This is a genomic window from Arthrobacter sp. P1_H7, from assembly GCF_056405215.1.
Window position 1 is genome coordinate 212,647 of sequence record NZ_JBFUCO010000002.1, and the last position, 21,983, is coordinate 234,629.

Consider the following 21,983-nt stretch of genomic DNA (forward strand, 5'->3'; position numbering starts at 1 on the left):
TTTCCATGAGTCAACGCGGGGACATCCACGCATGGGATAATTAGGTTTAATCTGCGTGACGTAATGGCGCCGCCAGCCTCCCGGCCGGCGCGGTGTACGCCGCAGCGAACGCCGATCCAGGAGTCTCCGCCATGGTTGCCACCCCAGCCCACCTCCGCCGCTCTGCCGCCGCGCTCGGAAACGAGGAGGTCCTGAGGATCCGCAACGACTTCCCGATCCTGCAGCAGCACGTCAACGGCAGGCCGCTTGTCTACCTGGACTCCGGTGCCACCTCGCAGAACCCGCTCAGCGTGCTCGCGGCCGAGCAGGAATTCTATGAGCAGCGAAACTCCGCGGTCCACCGCGGGGCACACCACCTCGCCGTCGAGGCCACCGAGGCGTTCGAAAACGCCCGGGAAACGGTGGCGGACTTTGTCGGTGCGGAGTGGGATGAGCTGATCTGGACCTCCAACGCCACGGAGGGCCTGAACCTGCTCACGTACTCCTTCCTCAACGCGTCCCTGCCGGGCGCCGGGCCCGAAGCGGCCCGGTTCGCCCTGGCCCCGGGCGACGAGCTCGTCGTCACGGAGATGGAGCACCACGCCAACCTGATCCCCTGGCAGGAGCTGGCGGCCCGGACCGGCGCCGTCGTGAAGTTTATCCCGATCGACGACGCCGGCGCCCTGGACCTGGAGGCCGCCGCCGGCATCATCGGCCCGCGCACCCGCGTCCTGGCGTTCACGCACGCGTCAAACGTGCTCGGCACCATCAACCCGGTGGCCGCCCTGGTGGCCCTGGCCCGGTCCGCCGGGGCCCTCGTGGTGCTCGACGCCTGCCAGTCCGCGCCGCACCTGCCCCTGGACGTCAAGGCGCTCGACGTCGACTTCGCGGTGTTCTCCGGCCACAAGATGCTCGCCCCCACCGGCATCGGCGCCCTCTATGGCCGCTCGGAGCTGCTCAACGCGATGCCGCCGTTCCTGACCGGCGGCTCCATGATCACCACCGTCACGATGGAACGGGCGGGTTTCCTGCCCAGCCCGCAACGCTTCGAGGCCGGCACCCAGCGCATCTCGCAGGCGGTGGCTCTCGCCGCGGCGGTAAACTACCTCAGCGAAACCGGGATGGACCGCATCCACGCCTGGGAAGCCGAACTCGGCCAGCGCCTCGTGCGCGGCTTGGAATCCATCCCCGGGATCCGGGTGCTGGGTCCCGCGGCCGGGCAGGAAAGGATTGGCCTGGCGGCATTCGACGTCGCAGGCGTCCACGCGCACGACGTCGGCCAGTTCCTGGACAGCCGCGGCATCGCCGTGCGGGTCGGCCACCACTGTGCCCAGCCCCTGCACCGCCGGCTCGGGCTGACGGCGACGACGCGCGCCAGCACGTACCTATACAACACCACGGACGAGGTGGACGCGTTCCTGAACGCGGCCGCCGATGTCCGTGCCTACTTCCAGGCCTAGGACGGACACCCATGAGTCTTGACCAGCTTTACCAGCAGATCATCCTCGAACACGCCAAGGCCCGGCACGGCAGCGGCCTGGCCGCCGCGGACGCACCCAAGGAGGCCAGCTGCGGCCAGTCGCACCAGCTGAATCCGACCTGCGGCGACGAAATCACAGTCCGGGTGTCCGTGGCCGGCGGGAAGGTCAGTGAGCTGCGCTGGGACGGCGACGGCTGCTCAATCTCGATGGCCTCGGCGTCCGTGCTGACGGACCTCGCCGAGGGCATGACCGTCGCGGAACTCCGCACCGTCATCGACAGCTTCCGCGAGGTGCTGCGCTCGCGCGGCAAGGTGCCGGCCGACCCCGAGGTGCTCGGCGACGCCGCGGCGTTCGAGGGCGTGTCCCGCTACGCTGCCCGGGTCAAATGCGCCATGCTCTCCTGGGTGGCCGCGGAGGACGCCCTCGGCCAAGCGCTGACGGCCTGACGGCAACACGTCAGGGCCGGCCCAAGCCCTTGTAGGTCCAACCGGCGGCCCGCCACTTGGCAGGGTCCAGGACGTTGCGGCCGTCCAGGATGCGCGGCGCGGACACGAGCGCCTTGGCCGCGTGCGGATCCAGCTCCCGGTACACCTGCCACTCGGTCAGCAGCAGCACGGCATTGGCCCGGTGCAGCGTCGTCTCAAGGTCCGGTTCCAGCTGGAGTTCGGGGAACCGCTTGGCGGCGTTGTGCAGGGCCTGGGGATCGGTGACCGTCACCACTGCGCCCTGCAATTGCAGCTGCGCGGCGGCGCTCAACGCGGGGGAGTCCCGGACGTCGTCGCTTTCGGGCTTGAACGCCGCACCCAGCACGGCGACCCGCTGGCCCAGCAGGGACCCGCCGCACAGTTCGCGCGTCAGCTCCACCACCCGGGTCCGGCGCCGCATGTTAATCGCATCCACTTCCCGCAGGAATGTCAGGGCCTGGTCCGCCCCCAGCTCGCCGGCGCGGGCCATGAAGGCACGGATGTCCTTGGGCAAGCACCCGCCGCCGAATCCGATGCCTGCGTTCAGGAACTTCCGCCCGATCCGCTCGTCGAGCCCGATCGCATCAGCCAGCCGGGTGACGTCAGCGCCGCTGGCTTCGCAGACCTCGGCCATGGCGTTGATGAAGGAGATCTTGGTCGCGAGGAACGAGTTGGCTGCCGTCTTCACCAGTTCCGCCGTGGCGTAGTCCGTCACCAACCGGGGTGTCCCGCCGGCGAGGGGGGTCTCGTAGACCCTGTCGAGGACGGCCACCGCGGGATGGTCTTCGCTGCCGTCCGGCGTGCCGTAGACAAACCGATTCGGGTTCAGGGTGTCCGTCACGGCATGGCCTTCGCGCAGGAACTCGGGATTCCAGACCAGCGAGGCGCCGGGCTCTGCGTCCGCCAGCACCTCGGCCAGCCCCGCGGCGGTTCCCACAGGTACCGTGGATTTCCCGGCGACGACGTCGCCGGGGGAGACGTATTCAGCGAGCGAGGCGACGGCGGCGTCGACGAAGCGCAGGTCGGCGCCGTTTTCGCCGCGCTTCTGCGGCGTTCCGACGCAGATGAAGTGGACCTCGGCGCCGCGGGCGGCCGCCATGTCGGTGGTGAACCGCAACCGGCCCGACTCCTCAAGTTGGGACAACAGGTCGTCGAGCACGGGTTCGTAAAAGGGGGCGTGGCCCGCTGAAAGCTGGGCCACCTTGTGTTCGTCGACGTCGATTCCGACAACGTCGTGACCCAGCTTTGCCATGCATGCAGCATGTACCGCGCCCAGGTAACCGCAGCCAATGACCGAGATCCGCATAGTTCCGATTTCCTCCTGTCGGGCCCTGTTCACAGGGTACGTGGTGGACGTCGGGATCGAACAGCCTCTCGGCGTACCATGAACAGCCTGGCCGCCAGCGCGCCGGCCATGGCGCCGATCGTGTTCGCGGCGACGTCGGCAGCGGAGGGAAAGCGCGCCGGCAGGAATGCCATTTGACCGAGTTCGATCACGACGGAGAGCATGAACCCGGCGACGGCCCCGCCCCACCAGAGCCGCAGGCCAAGGATTATGGCGACCAGGGCGCCCAGCGGAGCAAACAGGACCACGTTCGAGGAAAATTCCACGACCCCGTAGTCGAACCAGGGAGGGACGCCCCAGCGGTGCAGTTGCCGGAGCCACCGATTGAGGTAGTTGGCCGCGCCCCGGTCAACGGGCACCGGCCAGAAGGCAATCAGGCCGAGGACCGGAACACAGGCGCACAGGCCCCAGATGGCGACGCGGCGGGGTAGCAACTGGCGTCCCCTTTCAGCGGTGCACCTTTTTGCTGATTCTAGCGGCCGGCACGCCTCGAAAGCAGGGAAACCGGCACACCGGCGGGCATATGACCGCCGGTGTGCCGGATGCTAGCTGAGCAGCCCGGCCACGCCTATCGCCGCCGTCGCGGCCCCCAGCAGCATGGAGATGCTGACCAGGACCACATGGACGGTCAGGAAGCGTGTGGCCTTGCCGTTGGCATCGCGGGCACGCGGATCCTTCATGACCCGGCGCAGGAACTGCGGCCAGACAACCAGGGACCAGACGCCGGCGACGATCAGGACGACGGCGAGGACCGTGGGCAGTTCCACTGGGTCAGTGGCTTTCGAGCCAGGCCTGGGCCTGCTGGGACTGCAGGTTCAGGGCCTTGCCGACCATCGGTTCTGCGGCGTCGGCGATCTTGCCGCCAAGGAACGGCACCGAGGAGGTCACGTCGCCCTCGAGCTCGATCCGGGTGCTGCCGCCGTCGGACACGAGACGCTGGACAGCGTTCACGTCCAGCGGTGCGCCGGAGACCTTCAGGGAGATCGTGCTCTGCCGGGAACCGTCGGCGGAGGGGGCCTCCCAGGCCTCCAGCTGCGTCACCTTCAGGCTTGCGCCGACAAATTTCCGGGCGATGTCCGGCATCCGGGTGGTGGGGATGGTCCGCACGGTAGTGGTGCTGAAAGCGCCGGCGGGGTCTCCGTCGATGGCGAAGGATTCCAGGGTGCCGCCAACGAGTTCGCTCGTGTGGCGCAGGAAGTCTTCATTGACGAAAACCGCGGTAACGCGGTCAACGCTGTGCGGAACGGTGGTGGATGCACTCAGGGCCATAGGGGGTCCTCCGTGTTGTGGAAGTGGACGATTCGGGCTCCAACATCCTACGTCGTGTGCCCGGCTGGCTCCGATTCGAGACTTTCCAGATCCCGGGCGGCGGCGGTGATATTCCGTGACATGGCGGGAAAAATGATGCTGTGGAACGGCAGCACCGCGAGCCAGTAGAGGCGGCCGCTGAGGCCCTTGGGGAAGAAAATGGCGCGCTGGCGGTAGCGGCTGCCCGTCCCCTCCGGCTCCACGGAAAGTTCGAGCCAGGCCCGGCCCGGGGCCCGCATTTCGGCCCGCAGCCGCAGCAGCCGGCCCCGGTCGATCCTCTCGACCCGCCACCAGTCCACCACCTCGCCCTCGGCCAGCAGGTGCGGGTGCCGGCGGCCCCGCAGCAGCCCCGCCCCGCCCGTGAGCTTGTCCAGCCAGCCGCGCACCTGCCAGGCGAGCGGCAGGGAGTACCAGCCGTTCCGGCCGCCGATTCCTTCGATGACGGTCCAGACATACTTGGGGTCCACGTCGCTTTGGAAGCTGCGCTCGTCCACGTACACGGCGTGGCCGGACCAGTCCGGGTCGCTCGGCAGGGGATCGGCGTCGACGCCGGCGCTGGCCCACGTGGTCTCCACCTGGCCGTCGCGTTCCTTGCCCAGGGCGAGGGCCACGGCCCGCCGGTAGGGGGTCAGGCCGCCCTCCGGCACAGGGATGTACGCATCGATGTCGTGCTCGGCGGCGACGGCGTCGTGCTGGAGCGATTCGACCAGCGGCAGGGACATGGAGAGCGGGATCGGGGTGGTCAGCGCCACCCACAGACCGGCCAGTTTGGGGGCGGGCACCGGCAGCGCCAGCACCACCCGGTGCGGCAGGCCAGCCTCGGCGGCGTATTCCTGCATCATTCCGGCGTAGCTGAGCACCTGGCGGCAGCCGATGTCGAAGGTCCGGTTGATGGTTCCTTCCAGCGACGCCGCGGCCACGAGGTAATACAGGACGTCGCGGACGGCGATCGCCTCGATCTTGTTGCGCACCCAACTCGGGGCCGGCATCAGCGGGAGCGTCTCGGACAAATGCCGGATCATTTCGAACGACGCCGAGCCTGAGCCGATCACGACGCCGGCCTGGAAGACCACTGCGTCCACCGGGCTGTCCAGGAACACCTTCCCCACCGCCTCGCGGGAGCGCATGTGGGTGGACAGTTCGGCGCCGGCCGGGTGCAGGCCGCCGAGGTAGACGATCCGGTCCACGCCGGCGGCGGCCGCGGCCCGGGCAGCCGTCCCGGCCATCGTCTTTTCCTTGGTCTCGAAGCCGGCACCGGCCGCCATGGAATGGACCAGGTAGTACAGCACGTCGACGCCGTCGAGCGGCCCCCGCCGGGCGCGGCTTCCAGGAGCCGGGGGACGAGCCGGCCGCCGATGTACCCGGTGGCCCCGGTGACGAGCACGGTCTTCGGGGATGCGGCCTTCGCGGTGGCTGCCTGCGGGGCTGGAGCAGGAGTTCCAGCGGGTTCAGGGGTTGCGGTTGTGCCGTTCATGGTGACTCCTTGTCAGCCAGCGGTTGGCGGGTGGCCTACCAAGCCATTCGGTGCGGGGCCGGCGTTGGATGGGCCCGAGTTGGATGGGCCCGCGCTCCTCCAGCCAGCCTAGCCCCGTCGGCGGTGCCCCGGGCAGGTCTCGTCGGCCGGGCCCGTCGGCGGGCCCCGGGGCTCCGCGGTAGGCTTGGAGGGCCCGGGATTCTCACGAATTTCGGCTATTCGTGTTGCCTGCACCCCGTGATCCCATCAGGAGCAACAGCTATGAGCCTCAACGGCCCCTCTCTCACCGGTTTGCGCCGTGTCCTCGCCGAAGACCGGAACTACGCCCGGATCCAGGCCGAGGCCGCCCGCGGGTTCGCCGGCCGCAGCGAGGATTACCAGATCAGCGCCCCGGCCGGAATGCGGTCCACGTTGCTCGCGGAAATGGCGGACGGACTCGCGGCCCTGGCGGGGAACGAAGCTGGCCCTGCCGAAGCCGGCCCTGCCGAAGCCGGCTCAGCCGGGGCGGGCCGGGGAGTGCCCGTGGTCCTGGCCGTCACCGCGACCGGCCGCGAGGCCGAGGACCTGACCGAGGCCCTGCGCGCATTCCTGCCGGCCGATGCCGTCGCGGAGTTCCCCAGCTGGGAGACGCTGCCGCACGAACGGCTCTCCCCGCGCTCGGACACCGTGGGCCGGCGGCTGTCCGTGCTGCGGCGGCTCGCGCACCCCGAATCGTCCACCGCCGGTGCGTTGCGCGTGGTGGTGGCCCCCGTCCGCGCCGTCGTGCAGCCGATCGTCGCGGGCCTGGGCGAACTGGTGCCGGTGACCTTGAAGGTCGGCCAGGAGGCCCCCTTCAGCGGTGTCGTCAAGAGTCTCGCCGACGCCGCCTACGCCCGGGTCGACATGGTGACCCGCCGTGGCGAGTTCGCCGTCCGCGGCGGCATGCTGGACGTCTTCCCGCCCACCGAGGACCACCCCATCCGGGTCGAGTTCTTTGGTGACGAGGTGGACCAGATGCGCTGGTTCGCCGTCGCCGACCAGCGCTCGCTGACCGCGCCGGGCCTGCACCATCCCACCGAACTCCATGCCCCGCCGTGCCGCGAAATCCTGATCACGCCCTCCGTCATGTCCCGTGCCGCCACCCTGAAGTCCCAGCTCCCGGCCGCCGCGGACATGCTGGAGAAGATCGCCGGCGGCATCGCCGTCGAGGGCATGGAATCGCTGGCCCCCGTGCTGGTGGACGCCATGGTGCCGTTCCTGGACCAGCTCCCGGCGGGTTCCATCGCGGTGGTGATCGAGCCGGAGAAGGTCCGCACCCGGGCCCACGACCTCGCCGCCACGAACGAGGAATTCCTCGAGGCTGCCTGGTCCACGGCGTCCGACGGCGGGACGGCGCCGCTCGACCTGACTTCCGCGGCATCCGTTGCCTTGCACTCGGCCAGCTTCCGTTCGCTGACCGATACCCGCACCGCCGCGCTCGAGCACGGCGTCTCCTGGTGGTCCATCACGTCGCTGGCCAGCGACGAAGAGCTGCTGCCCGACGTCGACGTGCTGAACCTGCACGCCCGGGAACCCCGCGGCTACCAGGGCGACGTGGCGGAAATGATGGACTTCATCGGCTCCCGCGTCCGGGACCAGTGGCGGATCGTCGTGGTCACCGAGGGCCCCGGCCCGGCGCAGCGCCTCGCCGAACTCTTCCACGACAACGACATCCCGTGCGCGCGGGTGGACACGCTCGAGGCGGATCCGCAGGCCGGGCTGATCGAGGTGACCACCGCCGCCGTCGGCCGCGGCTTTGTCCTGGATCCGCTCAAGCTGGCGCTGCTGACCGAGGCTGACCTGCTGGGCCGGACCTCGGCCGGGTCCACGAAGGACATGCGCCGGATGCCGTCCAAGCGGCGGAACGCCGTGGATCCGCTGCAGCTGGTGGCCGGCGATTCCGTGGTGCACGAACAGCACGGCATCGGCCGGTTCGTGGAGCTGATCCAGCGCAAGGTTGCCGGTGGCGGCGAGGGTGTGCGCGAATACCTGGTCCTGGAGTATGCCCCGTCCAAGCGCGGAGCCCCGGGCGACCGGCTCTTCGTGCCCACCGACCAGCTGGACCAGGTCACCCGGTACGTGGGCGGCGATACTCCGGCGCTGAGCAAGATGGGCGGCGCGGACTGGGCGAGCACCAAGTCCAAGGCGCGCAAGGCGGTCAAGGAGATCGCCGGCGAGCTGATCCGGCTGTACTCGGCCCGGATGGCTTCCCGCGGCTACGCCTTCGGCCCGGATACCCCGTGGCAGCGGGAACTGGAGGAGGCCTTCCCGTACGTGGAGACCCCGGACCAGCTGACCACCATCAACGAGGTCAAGGCCGACATGGAGCGGGAGATCCCCATGGACCGGCTGATCTCCGGCGACGTCGGCTACGGCAAGACCGAGATCGCGGTCCGGGCCGCGTTCAAGGCGGTCCAGGACGGCAAGCAGGTCGCCGTGCTGGTGCCCACCACGCTGCTCGCCCAGCAACACTACGAGACGTTCACCGAACGGTTTTCCGGCTTCCCCCTCGTCGTCAAGCCGCTGTCCCGCTTCCAGACCGGCAAGGAGGCCAAGGAAACCGCCGACGGCGTCAAGAGCGGTTCCGTGGACGTCGTGATCGGCACGCACCGGCTGCTGTCCAAGGACTTCGGCTTCAAGGACCTTGGCCTGGTGATCGTGGACGAGGAGCAGCGCTTCGGCGTCGAACACAAGGAGGCGCTGAAGAAGATGCGCACCAACGTCGACGTCCTGGCCATGAGCGCCACCCCGATTCCGCGGACGCTGGAAATGTCCCTGACCGGCATCCGCGAAACGTCCACCCTGGCCACCCCGCCGGAGGAACGGCACCCCGTGCTGACATACGTCGGCCCCTACACGGACAAGCAGACTTCCGCCGCGATCCGCCGTGAGCTGATGCGCGAAGGCCAGGTGTTCTTCGTCCACAACCGGGTGTCCACGATCGACCGCACCGCGGCGAAGATCCGCGAACTGGTCCCCGAGGCCCGGGTGGAGGTGGCGCACGGGCAGATGTCCGAGAGCCGGCTGGAACAGATCATCGTGGACTTCTGGGAAAAACGCTTCGACGTCCTGGTCTGCACCACGATCATCGAGACCGGCCTGGACATCTCCAACGCCAACACCCTGATCGTGGACGGCGCGGACAAGTACGGCCTCTCCCAGCTGCACCAGCTGCGCGGACGTGTGGGCCGCGGCCGTGAACGCGCCTACGCCTACTTCCTCTACCCCTCGGAAAAGCCGCTCGGCGAGGTGGCGCTGGAACGGCTCAAGGCCGTCGCGACCCACAACGAGCTCGGCGCCGGCATGCAGCTGGCCATGAAGGACCTGGAAATCCGCGGCGCCGGCAACCTGCTCGGCGGCGAGCAGTCCGGCCACATCCAGGGCGTCGGCTTCGACCTCTACATCCGGCTGGTCGGCGAGGCCGTGGCCGAATACCGGGGCGAGGCCGAGGAGAAGGCCGCCGAAATGAAGATCGAACTGCCGGTCAACGCGCACCTGCCGCACGACTACGTGCCGGGCGAACGGCTGCGCCTGGAGGCCTACCGCAAGCTCGCCAGCGCCATCACCTACGAGGCGATCGAGGAGGTCCTCGCGGAGCTCGTGGACCGCTACGGCGAACTGCCGCTGCCGGCCACCAACCTGATCGACGTCGCCCGGTTCCGGGTGGGCGCCCGCGAGGCCGGGTTGTCCGACGTCGCGCTGCAGGGCAACTTCATCAAGTTCTCCCCGGCTCAGCTGCCCGAGTCCAAGCTCATGCGCCTGACCCGGATGTACCCCGGCGCGCAGGCGAAGCCTGCCCTGGACGCCGTGCTCGTCCCGAAGCCCAAGACCGCCAGGATCGGCGGCCGGGACCTGCAGGACGCCGAGATCCTGGAGTGGGCCAACGGCGTGATCCGGAACATCTTCTCCGACGCCCCTGTTTCTGCCTCGCCGGCGGTGAAATAAAAGAATGATGGGAGGACATCACGCCGCGTCGGGAGCCGCGGCGTGGGTAGCCATTGCCTCGACCGGCCCGTATGCGCTCGGCTGGTACCCCCTGGATCCCACCGGTATCGTGATCGGCGCCATGGCGACGGCGGGGACCGCGCTGGTCTGCGACTGGGACCACCGCGCCAGCACAGTGGCGCACGCCCTGCCGCCGCTGTCCAACCTGGTGGCGCGCGGCATTGAGAACGCCAGCGGGGGCCACCGGCAGGGCACGCATTCGGTGCTGGGTGCGGCGTTCTTCGTGCTGCTGGCCACGATCGCCGGGCAGTGGCAGGTGCAGACCCAGTGGGGGCTGCTGTCCGTCGGGGCAGGCCTGCTGTGCATGTTCATGATCAACATCGCCGCGAAGGCACTGAAACTCTTCCCGAAATACGGCTGGATCAGCAACTGGATCGTCGGGCTGCTCATGGCCGGACTCGTGACGTGGTTCGCGCCGCACCAGTGGACCTGGCTGCCGGTTTCGATGCTCACCGGGGTGCTGGTGCACATTGTGGGGGACATGATCACCACCGGGGGAGTGCCGCTGCTCTGGCCACTGGTGATCAAGCCGCCGAAGGTCCTGCGCAAACTGCCGCTGCTGAAGAACATCTGGCGGGCCAACGGGGCGTTCTCCATCCCGCTGCTGGGCCGGGCGGGATCGCGGCGGGAATGGTTCGTCCTGATCCCGGTGAGCGGCTACGCCATGGTGGGGATGTTCGGCGCCGGCCTGGCGGTGGCCAAAGCGCACTTCCCCGCGGCCCTGGCGCTCGGCACGGGGCTGGTCAAGGGCCTGTTCGCGCTGGTGCCCGGCTAGAACTGCAGCCGGTTAAATGACTGAAGCTCCGGATGATCCGGAGCTTCAGTCATTTAAACGGAAGGAGTGCCTAGTTTTCGCCGGCCGAATCCGAGCGGCCCAGCAGGGTCTGCGGGACCCAGAACGCGGCGGCGAAGAGGACCAGGCACACGGCCATCGGCCAGGTGTTGTCCAGCGTCAGGAAGGACAGCGAGTAGATCGCACCGAGGAACAGGACCATCATCGCGGCAAAGATGACGATGGTCGAGCCGAGGCTGTTTTCGGTCTGCGGGGTGGTGTTGCTGGACATTCGTTCCTCCTCGGCCCCGGGGGGGCTCAAAAACTGTGGGCGGTGCCGGCACGCTCAGTACGCGGACGAACCCTGTTCACCCTTGACGATCGCGATGCCGGAGCTGGCGCCAATACGTGTTGCACCTGCAGCAATCATAGCCTGAGCATCGGCCAGGGAACGCACGCCGCCGGAGGCCTTGACACCCAGGTCCGGGCCGACGGTGCGGCGCATGAGAGCGACGTCGTCGGCCGTGGCCCCACCGCCGTTGAAGCCCGTGGAGGTCTTCACGAAGTCCGCCCCGGCTTCCACCGCGGCCTCGCAGGCGAGCACCTTCTGGTCATCGCCCAGCAGCGCTGTTTCGATGATGACTTTCAGGATGGCCCCGCCCTCGTGCACGGCGGCCGCGACGGCGGCGATGTCGTCCACCAGCGCGCCCTTGTCGTTGGCCCGGGCCGCGGCGATGTTGATGACCATGTCCACTTCTTCGGCACCGTCCAGGACCGCGCCGCGGGCCTCGAAGGCCTTGACGTCGCTCGGCGTGGCGCCCAGCGGGAATCCCACCACGGAGCAGGTCAGGACGCCGGACCCCTTGAGCGCTTTCTTCACAGTCTTGACCCAGACCGGGTTCACGCAGACCGACTTGAAGTGGTACTCCGCCGCCTCGGCGCAGACCTTGAGGATCTCCGCCTCGCTGGCCTCCGGCTTAAGCAGGGTGTGGTCGATGTAGGAGGCGATGTTGGGCGTCCCCCCGGTGGCGGCTTCTTGGCTCATGGTGGTCCCTTTCGTGGCGGGCCTGGGACGCGGCGGTCCCTTCCCGGGCCTTGTGGGCCTGCGGGCCCTGGCGGCGCCGCGTGGTGCGCGGCTTATCAGGGAACCATCTTGCCATAGGAATGTGCCCGGCGGATGTCCCGGCCGGGCCTCCCCAGCGCGTCTAGGCGGCGGCCGCCAGGGGCCGGGCCATGGTGGCCTGAAGCAACTGGGAAGCGCACACCGACGCCGCGGAACCGGAGGCCACGAGCAGCCCGAGACGGACGCCGTCGTAAGCTGCCGCGTCGCCGATCGCCCAGATGCCCGGCACGGAGGTGCGGAAGTCCTGGCCGATGACGATCCCGCCGCCGGCAGCGGTGGCGAGCCCGGCCGTGGCTGCCAGTTCGTCGCGGGCGATGCGCTCCTCGGCGAGGATCACGAGGTCGCCGTTCATGCTGGAGCCGTCCTCGAAGACGATGCCGGATGCCGGCAGGACGGACCCGGCGGCGGTGGGAACGACGGCGGCGGGACGGACTGTGGTGCGGACCGGGCGGACGCCGCGGGACCGGAGCACGGCCTCGGCCTGGCCGGCGGCCGAACCCGTGCCGACCAGGATGCCCAGGGGGCGGCGGCCGAGGACCCGGGTGACGTCCTTGACGGCCTCGCCCAGCCCGGCGGCGTCGTCGATCGTGGAATAGCTCAGGCACCGGGCCGCACCCTCCACCGGTGCCTCGGCGGGGGCGGAACCGGTGGCGATGACGAGCTCGTCGTAGTCGAACTCCATGCCGTCGGCGGTGGTCACGCGGCGGTTGTCCGCGTCGATGTAGCTGGCGGGCTGGCCGAAGCGGACAGACACCTGGGGCAGGACGGCGAGCTCCAGCAATTCCTCGGGGGCGTCGTCCCGGTTGCTGAGGACCGTGATGGCGCCGGCGAACGGGGTCCGGGCGAGCTGCCGGACGAGCGCCTGGGCGGCCCGGCCGGCGCCGGCGATGACGATCCTGGGCCGGGCGGCCGTTGTGGCGGCGGCAGCCGAAGCGCCTGCCAGGGCGGAGGTGGAGGTGGGAGACATTGCCGGAGCGGACATGTGCTGGCCCTTTCGCTGGGTGGCCATCGTGTGGCCGGTGTGCTTGATGAACCCCAGCGTAGGCGTCCGATTTTTCCGGGGTGTTTCCCGGGTGTTGCCGCTTCTGCCCTGCCTGTTCGCCAGTATTTACCGGCCGGTAATGCCGTGGGTCACACCGGTGCGGCGGGTAACAAAGCAACGCGGGGTCACTTGGCGCCCATACGTGGCGGTGGGATGGTGTCCGGCAGCGCGGACCGCAGCCGGCTGACGGTCATGTCGAGGGCATGCACGGAACCGCGCAGCTCCAGCAGGTCCGAGAGCGCCTCGCGGGACAGCACAGCCCCGCCGGCGCCGATCAGCGCGCGCAGCAGCAACAGCGGTGCGGGCGCCATCTCGACCGCCTCGCCGTTGATGCGCAGCGAGCGGCCGCGCAGCTCCACGCTGCCGGAAACGGTATCGAGCCGGCGGACGTGGTTGAGCGCCAGATGCTCGCAGACCAGCCGGATCAGGGCGCCCATTCGGAACCGTTCCGGGATCAGCGGGTGCAGCCCGGCATCGAGCAGCGGCTGCGCGGTGATGGGCCCGACGACGGCTGTCGCCACGGTGGTCTTCAGGCTCTCCACGAGCTGTTTGTAGACGCCCATCTCGTGCGCCGTGCTCCACATGGCGTCCACGGCGGGCGCGCTGGTGAACGTCAGGACATCCAGGTTGCCGCTGCACGCGGCTTCGATGAGCTTGGGCAGCCGGTCCGCGCCGTCGGGCTTGACCCATCGGTACGGGGTGACGGTCAGGACGGTGGCGCCGGACATGCGCAGGCGCTCGAGCTGGCGGACATCGGTGTAGCCGTGCAGCTGCACCGCGACTGTCTTGCCGCGCACACCCTCGGCCAGGAGCATGTCCACGAGCGTGGCAGTGGTTTCGTCGCTGCTGATTCCGACGTCGGCGAGGCCCGCGGCGCGCMCGGCGCCGCGGGCCTTGGGCCCGCGGACGAACATGCGGGTGGCGGAGAGGGTCTCCAACAGCTGGTCGCCAATGCCGAACGTGTCCGCGGCCTCGCACCAGCGGCGCATGCCGTAGGCGGTGGTCGCGATGCAAAGGTCGGGCCGGGCGGCGATGATCGCCCGGGTGTCCTCGATCAGGCTCTGGTCCTCCCGGACCGGGGCGATCTTCAGGGCCGGGGCGTGAAGCACCTCGGCGCCGCGGCGTTCCAGGGCCTCGATGAGGTCCTGCGAGCGGCGGTGCGAGGTGACGCCGATCCGGAAGCCGTCCAGGGGAAGGTCCCGGTCGGTCGCGTCCTCGGCGGGTTCCGCCGCGGGTGCGCCGGCGGTTAATGCGGGGGTTAGTGCGGGGTTCAACGGGGACAGGGGTGCGCCGGGCTCCGGGAAGGCTGCGGCGGCGTTCAGTGCGCTCATGGGAATCCTTACGCCTCCATCAGTGATGCGGCCAGACGGTCGAGTTCCGCCGTGGCCCCGGCGCAGCCCCGGTTGGCCTCGGCCACCCGGACAACGTCCCCGATCACCAGGACGGCGGGGTTGCTGCAGCCCGCGGCTGCGGAGGTGATGGTGCCCAGCTCGGCGATCGTGGTGCGCTGGCCGGGGCGGTAGCCGCGTTCGACGACCGCCATCGGCATGTCGGCGCGCATCCCGGCCCGGCGGAGTCCGGCTGCGAGGTGGTGCAGGGTGCCGATGCCCATCAGGACCACAATGGTTCCGCCGAGCCCGGCGAGGTGCGTCAATTCGTTCTCGGTCAGCGGTGCATGGCCGGAGACCACGGTGAACATGTGGCTGACTTCGCGGTGCGTGACCGGGATGCCGGCGGCGGCCGGAACCGAGATGGCGCTGGTGACTCCGGAGATCACGCGGACCGGAACCCCGGCCGCGACACAGGATGCGACTTCCTCGCCGCCGCGGCCGAACACGTAGGGGTCCCCGCCCTTGAGGCGGACCACGTTGTTGCCGGCCAGCGCGCTTTCCACCATGAGCTTTTCGATGTCGGCCTGGCTGACCTTGTGGTGGCCGGGCTTCTTGCCCACATCCACAAGTTCTGCCGAGGTCAGGGACGGCAGATCCTGGTAGGGGGCGAGCCGGTCGTAGAAGACGACGTCGGCATCGCGCAGCGCGGCGACGGCGGCGACCGTGAGCAGCTCGGTGGTCCCGGGGCCGCCGCCCACCAGCGTGACGTGGCCCGCCGGACCGGCCGGGGGCTCGGCCGCCACCGGAATGCCCGTGGCGCGGCACCGGCCCAGGAGGGCCTCCCAGCCCGGCTGGCCGTCGTCGACCGCCGCCACCAGGAACGGGCGCTCGGGCAGCGGGCCGTCGATGCCGGCGCCCTGCGGGGTGCTGAGGCGGAACACGACGGCGCCGGCCGCCTCATAGCGCCGCACGGCCTGACGTGCGGCGTGGTCCGCGCCCGTGACCAGGACTTCGCGTCCGGTGAGGTCAATGGTGAGCTGCATGGCTATGCCTCGTTCTCGTCAGACAGTCCCGCGGTGGTGGCACGGACCGGAATGGAAGCCCCGATCAGGACCGGCTGCTGACCGGCCAGCGCCTTCTCCTCCGCTGTCGCGGGGCGCATCTGGCCGCGCTCGTCGGAGACGAAGGTGATCGAATCGTCTTTCTGGTCCGGGGCGTTGACGAAGGAGCGGAAGCGGCGGAGACGCTCGGGATCCTTCAGGGTGTCGGCCCATTCGTCGACGTAGGTGTCAACGTGTTTGGCCATGGCGGCCTCCAGGTCCTCGGCAATGCCCAGGGTGTCGTGCACCACCACGTCCTCGACGTGCTTGATGCCGCCGTCGAGTTCTTCCTGCCAGCGCGCGGTGCGCTGCAGGCGGTCGGCCGTGCGGATGTAGTACATGAAGTAGCGGTCGATGTATTTGATCAGGGTTTCGTCGTCGAGGTCCTTGGCCAGCAGCTGCGCGTGCGCCGGGGTGGCGCCGCCGTTGCCGCCGACATACAGGTTCCAGCCGTCGGCGGTGGCGATGACGCCGACGTCCTTGCCCCGGGCCTCCGCACATTCGCGGGCGCAGCCGGAGACACCCATCTTCAGCTTGTGCGGGCTGCGGAGGCCGCGGTAGCGCAGTTCGAGCGCGATGGCCATGGCCACCGAATCCTGGACCCCGAAGCGGCACCAGGTGGAGCCGACGCAGGACTTCACCGTGCGCAGGCTCTTGCCGTAGGCCTGGCCGGATTCGAAGCCGGCATCCACGAGGACCTTCCAGATTTCGGGCAGCTGCTCCAGCCGGGCGCCGAACATGTCGATCCGCTGCCCGCCGGTGATCTTGGTGTAGAGGCCGTACTGCTCGGCGACCGCGGCGATCACGCCGAGTTTCTTCGGGGTGATCTCGCCGCCGGCGATCCGCGGAACCACCGAGTAGGTGCCGTCTTTTTGCATGTTGGCCAGGGCGCGGTCGTTGGTGTCCTGCAGGGTGCCGCGGCCGGCGTCCAGGACGTAGGCGCTGTTCTGGCTTGCGAGGATGTTGGCGATGGTCGGCTTGCAGATATCGCAGCCGGCCCCGGTGCCGTACTTGGCCATGATCTCCTCGAAGGAGGTCAGTTCCAGGACCCGGATGGCGTCGAAGAGTTCCTGGCGGGACAGCTCGATGTGCTCGCACAGGGCCCTGGAGACCTCGACGCCGGACTTGGTCAGTTCGGTCTCGAGCAGCTTCTTGAGCATCGGCACGCAGGATCCGCAGCTGGTGCCGGCGCGGGTGCAGCCCTTGAGCTCGCCGAGTTCCTGGACGGGCGCGTTGCCGTCGCAGCTCCCGCAGCCGTTGACGGTGTCGCGGATGGTTCCGGCCGAGACGTTGTTGCAGGAACACAGGATGGCGTCGTCCGGCAGTTCGGTCTCCGGGGCGTCGCCGCCGCCGGCCGCGGTGAGGTAGGCGCCGGGCTCGGCGGCCAGTTCGCGGCCCAGCATGGGGCGCAGGGACGTGTAAGGCGAGGCGTCGCCGACGAAGATGCCGCCGAGGAGGGTCTTGGCATCGTCGGTGGTGACGATCTTCTGGTAGACGCCGCGGGCGGGGTCGGCGTAGACGATCTCGAGCGCGTGTTCCGTGCGGGCGAAGGCGTCACCGAAGCTGGCGACGTCGACGCCGGAGAGCTTGAGCTTCGTGGCGGTGTCGAAGCCGGGGAAGGTCGCGTCGCCGCCGTGCAGCCGGTCCGCGACGATTTCGGCCATCGTGTTGGCCGGGGCCACGAGGCCCAGGCACATGCCGCCGAAGTTGGCGACCTCGCCGATGGCCCAGATGCCGGGAACCTCGGTGGAGCAGTCGTCGGAGATGACGACGCCGCCGCGCTGGCCGAGGTCGAACAGCTGCGGATCGCCTGCATCCGGTGAACCGTTCGCGGCGCGGAACAAGTCGTCGCGGGGCTTCACCCCGATCGCAACAATCACAAGGTCGGCGTCGATGGTGCGGCCGTCGGCCATGAGGACGCCCGTGACCTGGCCGTCGTCGTCGGAGAGGACCTCGGAGGGGAACACGCCGCCGTGGACGGTGAAGCCCTTGGCCTCGATCAGCCGGCCGAGTGCCTGCCCGGCACCCTCGTCCAGCTGGGTGTTCATGAGCCACGGCGAGCCGTTGATGACGATCGGGGTGGCGCCGAGCTGTTCGGTGCCGGCGGCTGATTCCAGGCCCAGCAGACCGCCGCCGATGGTGACCGCGTTGACCTTCCGGCCCAGCTTCGCGGTGAGGTCCGCGATGGCCCTGTTGATGGACCAGACGTCCTCAAGTGTGCGGTACACATGGGTGAGTTCGGCGCCCGGGATGGGCAAACGGGCAGCGTCCGAGCCCGTCGCGACTACCAGTTCGTCATACGGATAGATGGTTCCCGCCGCGGTCTGGACGGTCTTGCCGGCGGCGTCGATGCTGGTGACGCGCTCGCCGGTCTTGAGGTTAAGCGCTGTGTGGTCCCACATGGAAGCGCTGCCCAGGGTGAGGTCGACGTCGCTGTCGGTGAGTGCCTTGCTCAGCGCGACGCGGTCATAGGGGAGGTGGGCTTCCTCGGTGAGGACGGTAACGTGCCAGCCATCGAGTCCGCGGGCGTGCATGGCATCGGCGAACCGGTGCGCTGCGGGGCCGCCGCCGGCCACCACAATGCGGCGCGGGGCGGCGCTGGTTGCGCCCTGGTTCGGGTGGCTTGAGGGGTGTCCGGTCACGGTGGGCCTTTCGCATGGGCCGCAGACGGTGCTCTGCAGCTTGTCGTCCCAGACTAGGCAACCGGAATTTCGCTTCAGTTTCCCTTATGTTTCGTGATCTTAACTTCTGCATCACGAATGCATTTCCGGCCGTGTGAGCTCTCTTTTACGCGCCGGACACATCCGGCGCGTCCGGATGAAACACCGCGGGCCTAGCTTGAATATGTGGCCGCAGCAGCGGTTGAGCCCGTATGGGATGTATCAGAGAGGGGCCGGGATGACCGCCGTACTTGAAACCGCCGTAGACGACGTTGAGGACCAAATTACCGGAGCCGCTGCCGGCTGGCACCGGGTGTGCGCCGTGGCTGACCTGGAACCCGCCTGGGGCGAGGCCGCGCTGATTGCGGGCCGCCAGGTGGCACTGTTCCGCACCCTGTCCGGTGAGGTTTTCGCCGTCGCACAGGAAGACCCGGCCACCGGGGCGAACGTCATGGCACGCGGCATCACCGGATCCCGCGGGGACCGGCCCACGGTGGCATCGCCGTTGCACAAGGAGGTCTACGACCTCGCCACCGGCGAATGCCTCGGCGGCCCGGAACTCCGCCTCGCCACCTTCGGTACCCGGATTGTGGGCGGGTACATTGAGGTGCAGCTCTAGAGGCCCAGTGCCTCGCGGACGTCCGCAAGGACGCCGTCCAGAGCCGTGCGGGCCTCGTCCCGGGCTGCCGGAAGCTCGGCGGCCGAGCCGACACTGCGGATGACTTCCAGATAGCACTTGAGCTTCGGTTCCGTGCCGCTGGGACGGATGATGACGCGGCTGAGGTCCCGGGTCAGGTACAGCAGGCCCTCGGTGGGCGGGAGGAGTTCGCTGCCCTCGGCAAGGTCCGTGACGGCCTCGACGGCGGAGCCGCCGAACGATTCCGGCGGGCTGACGCGCAGCCGGTTCATCATCGCGTCCAGCAGGCCGAGGTCCGCCACCCGGATGCTGAGCTGGTCGCTCGCGTGCAGCCCGTGCACCAGGTACAGCTCGTCCAGGGTGTCAAAGATCGTCTTGCCCTCGGCCTTGGCGGCGGCCGCGAGTTCGGCGATGAGGACCGCGGCCGAAATGCCGTCCTTGTCGCGCACCAGCGACGGAGCAACGCAGTAGCCCAGCGCCTCCTCGTAGCCGTAGACCAGCCCCGGTACCCGGGCAATCCACTTGAAGCCGGTCAGGGTTTCCTCGTGGGCGTAGCCTGCCGCGGCCGCGATCCGCGCCAGCAGCCGGGAGGACACGATCGAGTTGGCGAACACGCCGGCCGGTGCTTCGCCGGCGGCGGCCTGGCGCGCCACGACGTGGGCACCGAGCAGGGCGCCCACCTCGTCGCCGCGCAACATGCGCCACGCTCCGGTGTCTGGGTCCTTCGCCGCCACGGCTGCCCGGTCGGCGTCGGGGTCGTTGGCGATCACGATATCGGCGTCCGTGCGTGTCGCCGCCTCGAGGGCCAGATCCAGCGCCCCGGGTTCCTCCGGGTTGGGGAAGTTCACCGTGGGGAAGTCCGGATCCGGCTGCGCCTGTTCGGTGACCAGCGTGACGTCGTCGAATCCGGCGGCGTTCAGCACCGCGACGGCCGTTTCCCCGCCCACGCCGTGCATGGGGGTCAGGACAATCTTCAGCCCGCGGGCCGGGAAGTGCTCAGGAACCGCCAGGGCTGCGACGGCGCGCTGGTAGTCGGCCGCGATAGAGGGCGCCAGCACGGTCCACCCGTCCGCGGCCAGAACGATGGAATCCAGGGCGCCGACGGCGTCGATCTTCGCCGCTATCAGGGCGTCGTAGGGTGCCACGATCTGGGCGCCGCGGCCGCTCTCCTCGACGGCATGACGGCCGAGGTACACCTTGTAGCCGTTGTCCTGGGGCGGGTTGTGGCTGGCGGTGACCATGACGCCGCCGTCGCAGTCCAGCGCCCGCACGGCGTAGGCGAGCAGCGGGGTGGGCAGCGCGGCCGGCATCAGGAAGGTCTCAACCCCGGCCGCGGTAAGGATCGCGGCGGTTTCCTGGGCGAAAATATCGGAGTTGTAGCGGGCGTCGTAGCCGACGACGGCGCGGGGCCGGGTGCCGGGGGAGGCCTGCTCGACGGCGTTGGTGAGGAAGGCGGTGAAACCGGCCGCGGCGCGGCGGACCACCACGCGGTTCATCCGGTTTGGACCCGGGCCGAGGGCCGCCCGCAGTCCGGCGGTGCCGAACTGGAGGGTGCCGCTGAAGCTGTCGGCCAGTTCCTGGCGGGCCGCGGCCACGCCCCCGTCGGTGAGGCGGATCAGTTCGGAGAGGGCAGCGGCGGTGGCGGGGTCCGGGTCCTGGCTTGCCCAATCGCGGGCATCGCTCAGGAGTCGGGCGAGTTCGGCATCAGAAGACGTCATGGAACCAAACTATCGCCAAACGTGGGCGATTCCTGCCCAGACAATCGAGAGTTCGGGTTTCAGTTCCATCTCGAGACCTTTCGCGGGACCTTGACACCCAAATTTCCGGACACGTAGCGTCTGGAATATGAAGATGGGCCGTGGGATCGAATGGGCCGTGCACAGTTGCGTCAACATGGCCTGGACACCGCCCGGTGAACCGGTGAACAGCGCCCGGCTGGCCGAGTACTACAAACTCCCGGCCGCCTACCTCAACAAGCAGTTTCAGTCGCTGGTCCGGGCCGGCGTCCTGGACTCGGTTTCGGGTCCCCGCGGCGGATTTCTTTTGGCGCGCCGGCCCGAAAACATCACGGTGCTGGACATCGTGCTGGCGCTGGAGGGCCAGGAGCCGGCTTTCCGGTGCGAGGCGATCCTCGGGAATGTCCCGGAGCCGGACCGGCAGGAGAACTTCGCGCGGACGTGCCTCATTTCCCAGACCATGCGCCAGGCCGAACTCGCGTGGCGGCAGGCGCTGGCGCGCCAGAGCATCGCCGGGATCGCGGATTCAATGGAGCGGCGGTTCCCGGCGGACAAGGCAAAGGTCCTGGACTACCTGGCCGCGGAATAGCCGCAGCCGGGTTGTCCAGGACCTGTCGCGGGCCACTCTGGCCCCAGGATCTGTGCCAGAGCCCAGATCAGAGCTTGGCGATGATGTCTGCGAGCAGCTTGGAAATGCGCGGCCCGGCGGCCTGGCCGGCCTCGAGGACTTCCCCGTGGCTGAGCGGCACGGGGCTGATCCCGGCGGCGAGGTTGGTCACCAGCGAGATGCCGAAGACCTCCATGTCGGCGTGGCGGCCGGCGATCGCCTCAAGTGCCGTGGACATGCCCACCAGGTCGGCGCCGATCCGCTTGGCGTACTGCACCTCGGCGGGTGTCTCGTAGTGCGGGCCGGTGAACTGGGCGTAGACGCCCTCGTCCAGCGACGGGTCCACCGCGCGGGCCAGCCCGCGGATCCGTGCGGAGTACAGGTCCGTCAGGTCCACAAACGTGGCCCCTTCCAGCGGGGAGGTGGCGGTGAGGTTGATGTGGTCGCTGATGAGCACCGGCGTGCCGGGCGTCCAGTTTTCGTTGAGCCCGCCGCAGCCGTTGGTCAGCACGAGGGTCTTGCAGCCGGCGGCGGCGGCGGTGCGCACACCGTGCACCACGGCGCGGACGCCCTTGCCCTCGTAGTAGTGCGTGCGTGCGCCCAGGACCAGGGCCCGCTTGCCCTCTTTGGTCAGGACCGAACGGATGGTGCCCACGTGCCCCACCACTGACGGTGCGGAGAAGCCGGGGATTTCGGCGGCGGACAAGGTGGCGGTGGTCTCGCCGATGAGCTCGGCGGCGTCGCCCCAGCCCGAGCCGAGGACCAGCGCGACGTCATGGGAGTCGACGCCCGTCTCTTCGGCGATGTAGTCGGCGGCGGCGCGGGCGGCGTCGAAAGGGTCCGTGTTCAGGAATTCTGTTGTACTCACCGGTACAAGTTATCGCGGCCGGGGCCCGCTGCC

General features: G+C 69.3%; 18 protein-coding genes and 1 pseudogene. 6 read left to right on the forward strand and 13 right to left on the reverse strand.

Features of this window, described 5'->3' with window-relative positions; all coding sequences use genetic code 11:
* The first annotated feature begins 131 nt into the window (after positions 1–131).
* Both AC1DXI_RS01675 and sufU read left to right on the forward strand, forming a co-directional pair.
* Positions 132–1,439: an aminotransferase class V-fold PLP-dependent enzyme gene (locus tag AC1DXI_RS01675; protein ID WP_476937180.1), complete on the forward strand. Its 1,308-nt coding sequence runs from the start codon at positions 132–134 to the stop codon at positions 1,437–1,439.
* Between the two features lie 11 nt (positions 1,440–1,450).
* Positions 1,451–1,906: a Fe-S cluster assembly sulfur transfer protein SufU gene (gene sufU, locus AC1DXI_RS01680; RefSeq protein ID WP_026537740.1), complete on the forward strand. Its 456-nt coding sequence runs from the start codon at positions 1,451–1,453 to the stop codon at positions 1,904–1,906.
* A 10-nt stretch (positions 1,907–1,916) separates the two neighbouring features.
* Here sufU and AC1DXI_RS01685 read toward each other — a convergent pair whose 3' ends face one another.
* The 5 genes and pseudogenes from AC1DXI_RS01685 to AC1DXI_RS01705 all read right to left on the reverse strand — a co-directional run bounded on the left by AC1DXI_RS01685 (position 1,917) and on the right by AC1DXI_RS01705 (position 6,051).
* A complete protein-coding gene (locus tag AC1DXI_RS01685) occupies positions 1,917–3,230 on the reverse strand; it encodes a UDP-glucose dehydrogenase family protein (RefSeq protein ID WP_476937181.1) in 1,314 nt (437 codons plus the stop codon).
* A gap of 29 nt (positions 3,231–3,259) precedes the next feature.
* A complete protein-coding gene (locus AC1DXI_RS01690; RefSeq protein WP_476937182.1) occupies positions 3,260–3,703 on the reverse strand; it encodes a VanZ family protein in 444 nt (147 codons plus the stop codon).
* A gap of 111 nt (positions 3,704–3,814) precedes the next feature.
* Positions 3,815–4,036, reverse strand: coding sequence for an SCO4848 family membrane protein (locus AC1DXI_RS01695; RefSeq protein WP_476937183.1), 222 nt, complete (start codon positions 4,034–4,036; stop codon positions 3,815–3,817).
* Positions 4,037–4,040: 4 nt separating this feature from the next.
* The gene (locus AC1DXI_RS01700; RefSeq protein ID WP_026537737.1) at positions 4,041–4,538 is read right to left on the reverse strand and encodes a DUF2505 domain-containing protein; all 498 of its coding nucleotides are present in this window, start codon (positions 4,536–4,538) and stop codon (positions 4,041–4,043) included.
* Positions 4,539–4,585: 47 nt separating this feature from the next.
* A pseudogene (locus tag AC1DXI_RS01705) lies at positions 4,586–6,051 on the reverse strand (SDR family oxidoreductase).
* A gap of 261 nt (positions 6,052–6,312) precedes the next feature.
* Between AC1DXI_RS01705 and mfd the strand changes: the two are divergent.
* Positions 6,313–10,014, forward strand: coding sequence for a transcription-repair coupling factor (gene mfd / locus AC1DXI_RS01710; protein WP_476937184.1), 3,702 nt, complete (start codon positions 6,313–6,315; stop codon positions 10,012–10,014).
* Between the two features lie 4 nt (positions 10,015–10,018).
* Entirely contained in the window at positions 10,019–10,849 is an 831-nt protein-coding gene (locus AC1DXI_RS01715; protein ID WP_476937185.1) for a metal-dependent hydrolase, read from the forward strand.
* A 70-nt stretch (positions 10,850–10,919) separates the two neighbouring features.
* On the opposite strand, the gene AC1DXI_RS01720 is transcribed toward AC1DXI_RS01715, so the two are convergent.
* The 6 genes from AC1DXI_RS01720 to nirB form a co-directional block, all read right to left on the reverse strand.
* Entirely contained in the window at positions 10,920–11,138 is a 219-nt protein-coding gene (locus AC1DXI_RS01720) for a hypothetical protein (protein ID WP_476937186.1), read from the reverse strand.
* 54 nt (positions 11,139–11,192) lie between these two features.
* Entirely contained in the window at positions 11,193–11,891 is a 699-nt protein-coding gene (deoC, locus tag AC1DXI_RS01725) for a deoxyribose-phosphate aldolase (protein WP_018774645.1), read from the reverse strand.
* 160 nt (positions 11,892–12,051) lie between these two features.
* Positions 12,052–12,951, reverse strand: coding sequence for an FAD-dependent oxidoreductase (locus AC1DXI_RS01730; protein WP_476937187.1), 900 nt, complete (start codon positions 12,949–12,951; stop codon positions 12,052–12,054).
* 185 nt (positions 12,952–13,136) lie between these two features.
* Positions 13,137–14,342, reverse strand: a complete 1,206-nt coding sequence (locus tag AC1DXI_RS01735) for a uroporphyrinogen-III synthase (protein ID WP_476937188.1) — start codon at positions 14,340–14,342, stop codon at positions 13,137–13,139.
* An 8-nt stretch (positions 14,343–14,350) separates the two neighbouring features.
* Positions 14,351–15,385, reverse strand: a complete 1,035-nt coding sequence (gene cobA, locus AC1DXI_RS01740; RefSeq protein ID WP_476937189.1) for a uroporphyrinogen-III C-methyltransferase — start codon at positions 15,383–15,385, stop codon at positions 14,351–14,353.
* 2 nt (positions 15,386–15,387) lie between these two features.
* On the reverse strand, positions 15,388–18,084 hold the full coding sequence (gene nirB / locus AC1DXI_RS01745; protein ID WP_476937190.1) for a nitrite reductase large subunit NirB: 2,697 nt from the start codon (positions 18,082–18,084) through the stop codon (positions 15,388–15,390).
* Positions 18,085–18,340: 256 nt separating this feature from the next.
* On the opposite strand from nirB, the gene nirD reads away from it, so the two are divergent.
* Positions 18,341–18,721 (forward strand): nitrite reductase small subunit NirD, encoded by a 381-nt coding sequence (nirD, locus tag AC1DXI_RS01750; RefSeq protein WP_476937191.1) that lies wholly within the window; start codon positions 18,341–18,343, stop codon positions 18,719–18,721.
* Here nirD and AC1DXI_RS01755 read toward each other — a convergent pair.
* A complete protein-coding gene (locus AC1DXI_RS01755) occupies positions 18,718–20,457 on the reverse strand; it encodes a phospho-sugar mutase (RefSeq protein ID WP_476937192.1) in 1,740 nt (579 codons plus the stop codon). The genes nirD and AC1DXI_RS01755 overlap by 4 nt on opposite strands.
* 127 nt (positions 20,458–20,584) lie before the next feature.
* On the opposite strand from AC1DXI_RS01755, the gene AC1DXI_RS01760 reads away from it, so the two are divergent.
* Positions 20,585–21,064 (forward strand): RrF2 family transcriptional regulator, encoded by a 480-nt coding sequence (locus tag AC1DXI_RS01760; RefSeq protein ID WP_018774638.1) that lies wholly within the window; start codon positions 20,585–20,587, stop codon positions 21,062–21,064.
* Positions 21,065–21,131: 67 nt separating this feature from the next.
* Here AC1DXI_RS01760 and AC1DXI_RS01765 read toward each other — a convergent pair whose 3' ends face one another.
* Positions 21,132–21,950: a purine-nucleoside phosphorylase gene (locus AC1DXI_RS01765; protein WP_476937193.1), complete on the reverse strand. Its 819-nt coding sequence runs from the start codon at positions 21,948–21,950 to the stop codon at positions 21,132–21,134.
* Positions 21,951–21,983: the final 33 nt, after the last annotated feature.

Bases quoted from the DNA above. Each gene is read 5' to 3' on its own strand.
- cobA (WP_476937189.1), bottom strand. From the start codon at position 15,385: ATGCAGCTCACCATTGACCTCACCGGACGCGAAGTCCTGGTCACGGGC.
- nirD (WP_476937191.1), top strand. From the start codon at position 18,341: ATGACCGCCGTACTTGAAACCGCCGTAGACGACGTTGAGGACCAAATT.
- mfd (WP_476937184.1), top strand. From the start codon at position 6,313: ATGAGCCTCAACGGCCCCTCTCTCACCGGTTTGCGCCGTGTCCTCGCC.
- AC1DXI_RS01675 (WP_476937180.1), top strand. From the start codon at position 132: ATGGTTGCCACCCCAGCCCACCTCCGCCGCTCTGCCGCCGCGCTCGGA.
- AC1DXI_RS01715 (WP_476937185.1), top strand. From the start codon at position 10,019: ATGATGGGAGGACATCACGCCGCGTCGGGAGCCGCGGCGTGGGTAGCC.
- AC1DXI_RS01730 (WP_476937187.1), bottom strand. From the start codon at position 12,951: ATGTCCGCTCCGGCAATGTCTCCCACCTCCACCTCCGCCCTGGCAGGC.
- AC1DXI_RS01720 (WP_476937186.1), bottom strand. From the start codon at position 11,138: ATGTCCAGCAACACCACCCCGCAGACCGAAAACAGCCTCGGCTCGACC.
- AC1DXI_RS01685 (WP_476937181.1), bottom strand. From the start codon at position 3,230: ATGCGGATCTCGGTCATTGGCTGCGGTTACCTGGGCGCGGTACATGCT.
- sufU (WP_026537740.1), top strand. From the start codon at position 1,451: ATGAGTCTTGACCAGCTTTACCAGCAGATCATCCTCGAACACGCCAAG.
- AC1DXI_RS01700 (WP_026537737.1), bottom strand. From the start codon at position 4,538: ATGGCCCTGAGTGCATCCACCACCGTTCCGCACAGCGTTGACCGCGTT.
- AC1DXI_RS01760 (WP_018774638.1), top strand. From the start codon at position 20,585: ATGAAGATGGGCCGTGGGATCGAATGGGCCGTGCACAGTTGCGTCAAC.
- AC1DXI_RS01755 (WP_476937192.1), bottom strand. From the start codon at position 20,457: ATGACGTCTTCTGATGCCGAACTCGCCCGACTCCTGAGCGATGCCCGC.
- deoC (WP_018774645.1), bottom strand. From the start codon at position 11,891: ATGAGCCAAGAAGCCGCCACCGGGGGGACGCCCAACATCGCCTCCTAC.